Source organism: uncultured Rhodoblastus sp., from assembly GCF_903903185.1.
GTDB lineage: Bacteria > Pseudomonadota > Alphaproteobacteria > Rhizobiales > Beijerinckiaceae > Rhodoblastus.
This window is the reverse complement of sequence record NZ_CAIUXT010000064.1, coordinates 1-8,092: the sequence shown is the minus strand read 5'-3', so window position 1 is coordinate 8,092 and position 8,092 is coordinate 1. Positions and strand designations below refer to the sequence as shown.

Annotated in this window: 15 protein-coding genes and 1 pseudogene; 7 read left to right on the top strand and 9 right to left on the bottom strand. The window is 62.4% G+C overall.

Annotated features, from left to right (window positions below; genetic code table 11):
* Nucleotides 1-206: hypothetical protein (locus QZY01_RS05720; protein WP_294534458.1), on the top strand; the 206-nt coding region annotated here is incomplete at its 5' end.
* Nucleotides 207-219: 13 nt separating this feature from the next.
* Here the strand turns inward: QZY01_RS05720 and QZY01_RS05715 are convergent.
* Genes QZY01_RS05715 through QZY01_RS05695 form a run of 5 tightly spaced genes read right to left on the bottom strand, consistent with a single transcriptional unit; the run spans nt 220 to nt 3,452 of the window.
* The gene (locus QZY01_RS05715) at nt 220-459 is read right to left on the bottom strand and encodes a hypothetical protein (protein WP_294534455.1); all 240 of its coding nucleotides are present in this window, start codon (nt 457-459) and stop codon (nt 220-222) included.
* Between the two features lie 33 nt (nt 460-492).
* Complete coding sequence (locus tag QZY01_RS05710) at nt 493-729, bottom strand: hypothetical protein (RefSeq protein WP_294534452.1); 237 nt, start codon at nt 727-729, stop codon at nt 493-495.
* A 14-nt stretch (nt 730-743) separates the two neighbouring features.
* A complete protein-coding gene (gene nifV / locus QZY01_RS05705) occupies nt 744-1,910 on the bottom strand; it encodes a homocitrate synthase (protein WP_294534449.1) in 1,167 nt (388 codons plus the stop codon).
* Between the two features lie 8 nt (nt 1,911-1,918).
* Nucleotides 1,919-3,103: a cysteine desulfurase NifS gene (gene nifS / locus QZY01_RS05700; RefSeq protein ID WP_294534445.1), complete on the bottom strand. Its 1,185-nt coding sequence runs from the start codon at nt 3,101-3,103 to the stop codon at nt 1,919-1,921.
* 28 nt (nt 3,104-3,131) lie between these two features.
* Nucleotides 3,132-3,452, bottom strand: a complete 321-nt coding sequence (locus tag QZY01_RS05695) for an iron-sulfur cluster assembly accessory protein (RefSeq protein WP_294534442.1) — start codon at nt 3,450-3,452, stop codon at nt 3,132-3,134.
* Between the two features lie 278 nt (nt 3,453-3,730).
* Here QZY01_RS05695 and QZY01_RS05690 point away from each other — a divergent pair.
* Nucleotides 3,731-3,931: pseudogene (locus tag QZY01_RS05690) on the top strand (TOBE domain-containing protein); the annotation flags it as partial.
* Entirely contained in the window at nt 3,920-4,147 is a 228-nt protein-coding gene (locus tag QZY01_RS05685) for a TOBE domain-containing protein (protein ID WP_294534463.1), read from the top strand. The pseudogene QZY01_RS05690 and the gene QZY01_RS05685, both read left to right, overlap by 12 nt.
* A 26-nt stretch (nt 4,148-4,173) precedes the next feature.
* Here the strand turns inward: QZY01_RS05685 and QZY01_RS05680 are convergent, their stop codons facing one another.
* The gene (locus QZY01_RS05680; protein ID WP_294534439.1) at nt 4,174-4,545 is read right to left on the bottom strand and encodes a hypothetical protein; all 372 of its coding nucleotides are present in this window, start codon (nt 4,543-4,545) and stop codon (nt 4,174-4,176) included.
* 209 nt (nt 4,546-4,754) lie between these two features.
* Here QZY01_RS05680 and QZY01_RS05675 point away from each other — a divergent pair, with 209 nt between their 5' ends.
* The 4 genes from QZY01_RS05675 to QZY01_RS05660 all read left to right on the top strand — a co-directional run bounded on the left by QZY01_RS05675 (nt 4,755) and on the right by QZY01_RS05660 (nt 6,883).
* On the top strand, nt 4,755-4,961 hold the full coding sequence (locus QZY01_RS05675) for a hypothetical protein (RefSeq protein WP_294534435.1): 207 nt from the start codon (nt 4,755-4,757) through the stop codon (nt 4,959-4,961).
* A gap of 199 nt (nt 4,962-5,160) precedes the next feature.
* Nucleotides 5,161-6,258 (top strand): GSCFA domain-containing protein, encoded by a 1,098-nt coding sequence (locus QZY01_RS05670; RefSeq protein WP_294534432.1) that lies wholly within the window; start codon nt 5,161-5,163, stop codon nt 6,256-6,258.
* A 98-nt stretch (nt 6,259-6,356) separates the two neighbouring features.
* On the top strand, nt 6,357-6,596 hold the full coding sequence (locus QZY01_RS05665; protein WP_294534430.1) for a CopG family ribbon-helix-helix protein: 240 nt from the start codon (nt 6,357-6,359) through the stop codon (nt 6,594-6,596).
* Nucleotides 6,593-6,883, top strand: a complete 291-nt coding sequence (locus QZY01_RS05660) for a type II toxin-antitoxin system RelE/ParE family toxin (RefSeq protein ID WP_294534427.1) — start codon at nt 6,593-6,595, stop codon at nt 6,881-6,883. The genes QZY01_RS05665 and QZY01_RS05660 overlap by 4 nt, the downstream gene beginning before the upstream one ends.
* Before the next feature lie 56 nt (nt 6,884-6,939).
* Here QZY01_RS05660 and QZY01_RS05655 read toward each other — a convergent pair whose 3' ends face one another.
* The 3 genes from QZY01_RS05655 to QZY01_RS05645 all read right to left on the bottom strand — a co-directional run.
* Nucleotides 6,940-7,212, bottom strand: a complete 273-nt coding sequence (locus tag QZY01_RS05655) for a type II toxin-antitoxin system YafQ family toxin (RefSeq protein ID WP_294534425.1) — start codon at nt 7,210-7,212, stop codon at nt 6,940-6,942.
* On the bottom strand, nt 7,212-7,469 hold the full coding sequence (locus QZY01_RS05650; RefSeq protein WP_294534460.1) for a type II toxin-antitoxin system RelB/DinJ family antitoxin: 258 nt from the start codon (nt 7,467-7,469) through the stop codon (nt 7,212-7,214). Before QZY01_RS05650 ends, QZY01_RS05655 begins: the two co-directional genes overlap by 1 nt.
* An 88-nt stretch (nt 7,470-7,557) precedes the next feature.
* Nucleotides 7,558-8,092 (bottom strand): FAD-dependent oxidoreductase (locus QZY01_RS05645; RefSeq protein ID WP_294534421.1); only part of this gene is annotated, 535 nt, incomplete at its 5' end.

Here is an 8,092-nt window from a genome sequence, read left to right as displayed (position 1 = left end):
CTCGCGGGCGTCGGCTTTCTTGGCCGCCGCCAGACAAGACCGAGCCCGGCGGCGGTCGCCTGAGCGGCGGCGGCTGCGGACGTCCGGTCGCGGCGTCGACTTTAGAGGACGAGACTTCGGCCTTCGGGTCGAAATTCGGCGGCAAACCGGTCACCGCCACTTTGGCGAATGTTGCCGTGGCCGATGGTGTCGGTACGGAGCGGTGAACAGCCCCGGATCTCACAAAGGCACGCCGAAAAAATCCTCGTCGTCGCCGCCCCAGGCGCGGTGCAGGTCGCTGGCGTTGCGCCAGATCGCCCGTTCCGCGTCATCGGCTTCGCGAAAGCTGACCTTGCCTTCCGGGCGCCCGGCCAGCAGCCAGGCCTTGCCGTTGCGCAGAAAGCGTTGCAGCCCCTTCATGTCATGAGGGCGCACCACGCATTTGGGCTGTTCATCGACCAGAACCGTCATCGGAACCAAAAGGCCGCCTCCGTCATATCGAGGTCAGAAGCCTTATTTCTCGCTGCCCCAGGATTTCGATCCGGGCACGAGTTGCGCCTTGATTCCGGCCTTTTCGAGATCGGCGAAGGTTTTATAGAGCGTCGCCTCATGGATCAGCGCGCCATTCTTGCTCTTCACCGCGACATAACGCGCCGGACGATCCACTTCGCAGGCATAGCCGCCGCCCGGATCGTCGGTGCTGCGCAGGTCGCCGTTCCAATCGACAAAATAACCGTTTGCCTCGCTCATCGGTCCCCCGTAATTCACAAACTGTCGTGCAGGCGGCCGCGTTCCCGCGCCGAAATTTCCTCGCGCGCCAATTGGCGCACCCGGCTTTCCGGCACAAGAGTCTTGGTCCGTTTGGCGATGGCCTTGACCCGCGCCAGCAGCGAAGCGCCGGCCTTGCCGTCGAGGTCGATGCCGGCGGCGGCGCAGATCGCCCGCAAGGCCGCGAGACCGGAATGCGTGCCGATCACCACCTTGTGCCGGCGCCCGAGCATGGCCGGATCGAGCCCCTGATAGGTGCGCACGTCGGACAACAGGCCGGCGACGTGAATGCCGGATTCATGGGTGAAAATATCCGCGCCGACAATGGGCTTTGCGCGCGGAATGGAGTCTCTGGCCGCATGGGCGACCAATTCCGCGAGGCCGGCGAGGCGGGTCGCATCGACGCCGGTGCGCGCCTCGGCGGTGCGCGGCAAGGCGACGCAGATTTCCTCCAGCGGCGCATTGCCGGCGCGCTCCCCAAGGCCGAGCACGGTGACGCTGGCGTGGCCGGCGCCGGCGCGAATCGCGGCGAGCGTGTTGGCCGTGGCGAGGCCGAGATCGTTATGGCCGTGAAATTCGATGGCGAGATCGGTCTCGTCGCGCAGGCGCTTGATATATTCATAGGTCGAGAACGGATCGAGCAGGCCGAGCGTGTCGGCGAAGCGGAAGCGGAATGCGCCGAGCCTTGCCGCCGCCCCGGCGATCAGGCCGATGTCGCGCAGATCGGCGCGCGACGAATCCTCGCCGCCAAGCGCCACTTCGAGACCCTTTTCGCGCGCATAGGCGACCACCCGCGTCACGCGTTCGGCGACCTCCCGCGGCTCCGCCTTGAGCTTGACCCGCATTTGCAGCCGCGACATGGGCGCCGAAATATTGACCATCTTGACGCCGGAACGCAAAGCCGCATCGACGTCGCTTTCGTTGAGCCGGCACCAGGCGCCGACCCGGCACGGCAGATTGGCCGAGGCGATGGCGGCGATGGCCTCGACTTCCTCCTCGCCCATCGCCGGCGTGCCGGCTTCGATCTCGTCGACGCCAGCCTCGCTGAGGGCGCGCGCGATGGCGAGCTTTTCCGGCAGCGTGAACACCACGCCCGGCGCCTGTTCGCCATCGCGCAGCGTCGTGTCGTTGATGGCGATCCGTTGCGATCCCGATTGTGTCATTGCCGGCCTCACGCGCATTGCTGCTGACGGATTTCCGCCCAGAGCGGCGATTTTTCGCGCGTCGTCTCGACGATTGGGGGAAGAATTTCAAGCACGCGGTCGATGTCGGCCTCGCCGGTGTCGCGCGACAGCGAAAACCGGATCGCGCCCTGCAGGGCGACGGGCGGCACATTCATGGCGCGCAGCACATGGCTCGGCTCCATCGAGCCAGACGCGCAGGCCGAACCGGAGGAGGCGGCGATTCCCGCCTTGTCGAGGCGATGCAGCACGGCTTCGCCATCGGCGCATTCGAAAGCGATGTTGCAGGTGTTGGGCAGGCGCGGCTCGGCGCCGCCATTGACCCGGCAGGCCGGGATTTTTGCCAGGATTCCGCTTTCCAGCCGGTCGCGCAGCGCTTTGACGCGGGACAAATCGCGGTCGAGATGTTGCGCCGAAATTTCCGCCGCCGCGCCGAGCCCGACGATGCCCGGCATATTCTCGGTGCCGGCGCGCCGGCCGCGCTCCTGCTTGCCGCCGCGAAACAGCGGCGAAAGCTTTACGCCCTTTTTGACATAGAGCGCGCCGATCCCCTTGGGGCCGTGCAATTTATGCCCCGACAGCGACAACAGGTCGACGCCCGAATTTTTGAGCGCCAGCGGGATTTTGCCGACGGCTTGCACCGCATCGGTATGGAACAGCGCGCCGACATTTTTCGCCAAACGCGCCAATTCCTCGACCGGGAAAATCACGCCGGTCTCGTTATTGGCCCATTGCACGCTGACCAGCGCCGTGCGCTCCGACAGAGCGGCGCGAAAGGCGTCGAGATCGAGTTTTCCGGCCCCGTCGACGCCGATGAAATGCACCCTCGCGCGGCCGGTTTTTTCGAGATGCTGGCAGAGATTCAGGACCGCCGGATGTTCGACCGCCGTGGTGACGATTTCGCGGCGTTCGGGCGCGGCGTCGAGCGCGCCAACAATCGCCATCGCATCCGATTCGGTGCCGCCCGAGGTGAAGACGATTTCGTGGTCGAACTCGGCGCCGAGCAGGGTTTGCAGCTTCTGCCGCGCCGCTTTCATCGCCGGGGCGACGGTGGCGCCAAATTCATGGGTCGAGGAGGCGTTGCCGAAAAATTCGGTGAAAAACGGCAGCATCGCCGCGACGACTTTTTCGTCGACGCGGGTGGTGGCGTTATTGTCGAGATAGACCGTCGCCATCGCGCCGTCCTCCGTCAAGCCGGACCGTTCAGGCGAAAGACTTGCCGCAGCCGCATTGCGCCGTGGCGTTGGGGTTTTCGTAGACGAAGCCGGAGCGCTCCAGCGAACTGACGAAATCGACCGTCATGCCGCGCAGATGATCGGCGGAAATGTCGTCGATGAAGATTTTCACCCCATCGGCATCGACCACTTCGTCGCCCTCGCGCGACGCCGTTTCCAGCTCCATCTTGTACTGGAATCCCGAGCAGCCGCCGGCTTCGACCTGAATCCGCAGGCCTTCGGCGGGTGTCTTGGCGGTGGCGAGGATGGTCTTGGCGGCGGAAAGCGCGTCGGGCGTGAGGCTGATCATGAGTGGCTCCGATCCTTTTGTGCAGGCGCAGCAACGAATGTGCCAAAGCCGGGTTGAGCCGGAGACAAAGGCCTGGCGCCCGGTCTTGTCGGCTTTACGACAAGGCCGAAAGCAACATTCGCAACCCGCCGCCGGCCTGTTTTCCTGAACTCGTTTGTTGCGGCGCCAGAGCTTTGCGCCTAATTTCCTCAGAACACGCGGAGGCGGGGCCGCGACGCCGGGCCCCGCCGGGCTCGTCAAAAAGTCGCCCGCCGGGTGCATCCAAAAAGGGATTGAGAATGAAGATTTCCGCTCGCAATATTTTCGATGGCAAAATCGTCGAGATCAAGAAGGGCGTCACCACGTCACATGTCCTGATCGACGCGAAAGGGCAGATCTTGACCGCCTCGATCACCGGCGAATCGGTCGAGGGGCTGGGGCTCAAGGTCGGCGACGCCGTCAAGGCGGTGATCAAAGCTTCCGACGTGCTGGTCGCCGTCGGCCCAGGCCTCAAGATTTCCGCCCGCAATATTCTCGACGGCAAGATCGTCGAGATCAGGAAGGGCGTCACCACGTCGCATGTCCGGATCGACGTGAAGGGCCAGATCGTCACCGCCTCGATCACCGGGGAATCGGTCGAGGATCTCGGACTCAAGGTCGGCGGCGCCGCCAGCGCCGTCATCAAATCTTCCGACGTGCTGGTCGCCATCGGCTGATCGGGGCCCGCGCCGATTGAGGAGGCTCAGGCCTGCCGCGCGAACAGCACGGTCATTATGAAACCGGCCAGCGCGCTGCCGATATGGACGAGCAGCAGTGTGTTGGCGAGCAACGGACGGCCCTTGCCGACGAAGGGGGTCAGCGCGCCGGTGACGACCGCCGCGCCGAGCCATTTCGCCGCTGTAATCCCAAGCGCGCGCACGGGCGAATCGGCGGCGAGTTCGCTCATGCGGAGGAAGCCGAACAGCGTCTCGATGGCGCCGAGCCCGGCGAGCACGTGAAAGGCGATGATTGTTGGATTGCGCGCCTTGCGCAACAGCAGCACCAGACCATAGAAGCCGAGCCCGACCGCGAGCGCCTGAATGCCAATCATCACCACCGTCTGATCTGTCGTCATTTGCCCTCCCGGGGCCATGCCTTTGCATCGAGCCCGGAGTTTGGCGCCTCGGCGACGCTCAGGCAACGCGTTGTTTTTCGCGCGCGCTTGTCGCCTTGCGCGAGGTGTCGGGCGGGCTTTCCGTTCCATCGGGCGCGGAGAGAGCGTAAGCTGACCCCCCGCGCGAAAGGCTGCGAACAAAGGCGCCGGCGGCCAACAGGAGCAATGAAGTGAGCAACGCAGACGAGAAGCGCGTCCAGAAACTGGCCGGAAGCAAGGGGTTTCATCTGGAAAAGGCGGGACACGGCAAGGAGCATGGCCGTTTCTACCTGATGAATGTCCACGAAAGCGCGCGGACGCGTTCCGGCGTCGCCGAACACGAATTTTCGTTTTCGCTGGCAGAGGCCGAGGCCTGGCTTGCCGCTTATGTGAAATGATCGTTAGCGCGCCGAAGTTTTTGTGGCGCGCAAGCAAAAATCTACCATGGGACAGCGGGCATGGGCGGCAATTCGCCGGCGCGAGGGCTTCGGCCTCCTTGTATCGCGGCATTGCGTTCTTTTAAAGTTTACTGGCTTGAGCTACGTGTAGTCTGTCTGGACAAAGCCTTGGCCGAAATAACCGACGGAATCGCGCGAAATGATCAACACCCTGGGAAGTTTCGGCCATCAAGAGATGCTTGACGCCTCCCCCGTCGGGGAGCAGAACAAAACGATGGGATCTTCGTTTTTCCGGGGAGAACATTGCAATTTTGTTCCTTACGGCCAGGATCATTGCAATCTTGATTTCGCCGGCAATTTCATCCTGAAAGGGTGGGCGCCGGAAAAGCCCATCATCGCCGAGAAAACCAAAGTCACCGCTTTTGGGTCCTGCTTTGCAGAGAATATCGGTAACCATCTTGCCAAAATCGGATTCGACACAGCGAAACAGCGGGAAAAAAATATTTACGTTTCTTACATGGGCGAGGGGTTGGTAAACGTCCACGCCATTGCCGAGCAGTTCAAATGGGCGCTGGATGGCTGTGTGCCTCGCTCCAATCTTTGGCATGGGTATAAGGCCGAGGAATTCGATCCAAGCGAAGACATACGCGTCAAGACGAAGGAAGTGTTCTTGAATACGGATGTATTCATTCTCACCTTCGGCCTGTCGGAGATTTGGTACGACGAAGTCACCGGAGGCGTGTTCTGGCGCGCCGTACCCATGAAGCACTATGACGCCAGCCGGCATAAATTCCGGGTCTCGACATTTCTTGAGACGAAATGGTGCATTTCAGAAATAATTAAGCTGATCAACCATCATGTGCCACAAGCCAAAATTGTAATGACCGTTTCTCCGATTCCGCTGATAACCACATTCCGGCCGATTTCCTGCATAACAGCAAATTCGGTTTCCAAATCGCTGATCCGCGCCGCGCTTGACGAAACGATCCGAGAGTTAAGCGCCGAAGTTCGACAAAGCGTCTTTTATTTCCCCGCCTTCGAATTGGTCAACGAATGTTTTCCCAATCGCTTTATCGATGACGGGCGTCATCTGCATCCGATGATCGTTCCGTCGATCATGCGATTGTTCGAGGCGACGTTTTGCCATACCAATCTAACCCTTGACGAGGCCGAACGTAGTTTTCGCGAGGCGCGGCTGGAGAATGCGCGGACCCTCGCGCAACACCCGTTGTTTTCCAGTTCGGTCCCCCCCCCGCTAGCGCCGCCGCCTCGGGCCGATAAGGGAAATCGCGTCTGACCCGGCATGAAGGTCGCGGGCGCTTGCAACCGGCGCAAAAATTCAGCTAGAATACACGTGAACCTGATCGCTGCACCCGCCACGAGACGATTTCGCCCATGCCCGCGCCCTTCACCGTTCGACTTGACGACTCGACGCTGAACGCGCTCGACCGTCTCGCCGAAAAAACCGACCGCTCCCGCAACTGGCTTGTCGCCCGCGCCGTCGAGGATTTTGTCGCGCTCAACGCGTGGCAGGTCGGCAAGATCGAAGCCGGACTCGCCGCCGCCGATCGCGGCGACTTCGCCAGCGATGCAGAACTGGCGCGCGTCAGGAAGAAATTCGCGCCCGACTCATGAGAGTGCGCTGGACGGCCCCGGCGCTGCGCGACCTCGAAGCCATCGGCGACTATCTGGAGCGCGAAAACTCCGCCGCCGTCGCCGCGCGCATCGTCACCGCCATTCTCGATCAGGCCGATAATCTCGCGAAGTTCCCGCATCTCGGGCGTACCGGGAGGGTTCCCGGCACGCGCGAACTGGTCGTCGCCGATACGCCCTTCATCGCGCCCTACCGCGTGCGGGACGCCGAAGTCGAAATTCTGGCGGTCTTTCACGGCGCGCGCCAATGGCCGGAAAAATTTGAATGATGGCGACGGGCAGGCGCGGTCATGAGATCGGCCCCTGCGGGGGCCCATACCGTCCTCTATTCGTCAAACAGGTCGGCATGGCTTCCCGTTCGGGCAAGCTGAAGCTTTGAACCTTCGACGCGATAGAGCAAGAGCCAATCCGGCTCTAGGTGAATGTCGCGCCAGCCCTTCCAGTCGCCTTTCAAGGGGTGGTCGTTGTAACTGGCGGACAAGGGTTGGCCGGACGCAAGCAAGTCGATGGCGGCGGTTAGTTTGCCCAAATCCTTGCCGCGTTTGAGAGCGCGTTTCACGTCGCGCCTGAAACGCCCGGAAGGGGCGAGGCGAAGCATTACAAGCCGAAGTCTTTTAGCATTTCCGTCGTGCTGGCGTAGGTTTTGCCCTTTCCTGCCTCAAGTTCGGCCATTGCCGCCCGCGTCGCGGCGTTTGGAACCTTCACCTCGAAAGGCAAGCGCTTCTCGTCGGCAATCCGCAACATCAGGAGCCGGATGGCGTCGGAAATCGACAGGCCCATATCGGCCAGGGCGGCGGCGGCGCGTTTCTTCGTCTCGTGGTCAATGCGGGCGCGAACGACGTCGGTGGCGGGCATGGGGAAATCCTTATTTTGTAGCTCCATTGTAGCTACAAAGAAATCGGAGAACAAGCCCCGGCTTTCCCCTTCTCCACCCCGCCAAACCTCACCTCGGCAGTTCGCTCGCCCCGGTCAAGAACAGATCGACCGCGCGCGCGGCCTGGCGTCCCTCGCGGATCGCCCAGACCACCAGCGACTGGCCGCGCCGCATGTCGCCGGCGACGAAAACCTTGTCGACGCTGGTGCTGTAGCCTTCGGTGTCGGCCAGAACATTGCCGCGCTTGTCCAGCGCCACGCCGAGTTCCTGCAGCAGCCCTTCATGCACCGGCGCGACAAAGCCCATCGCCAGCAGCACCAGATCGGCGCGAATGTCGAAGGCGCTGCCGGGGATTTCCTGCATCCTGTCATCGACGCGCACGCAGCGCAGCGCCTTGACCGCGCCATTGTCGCCCAGAATTTCGCGCGTCATCACCGCGAATTCGCGCTCCGCGCCTTCCTGATGCGACGAGGAGGTGCGCAGTTTGAGCGGCCAATAGGGCCAGGTCGTCAGCTTGTCTTCCTTTTCCGGCGGCTCGGGCATGATTTCGAGTTGCACCACCGACAGGGCGCCCTGACGCACCGACGTCCCGATACAGTCGGAG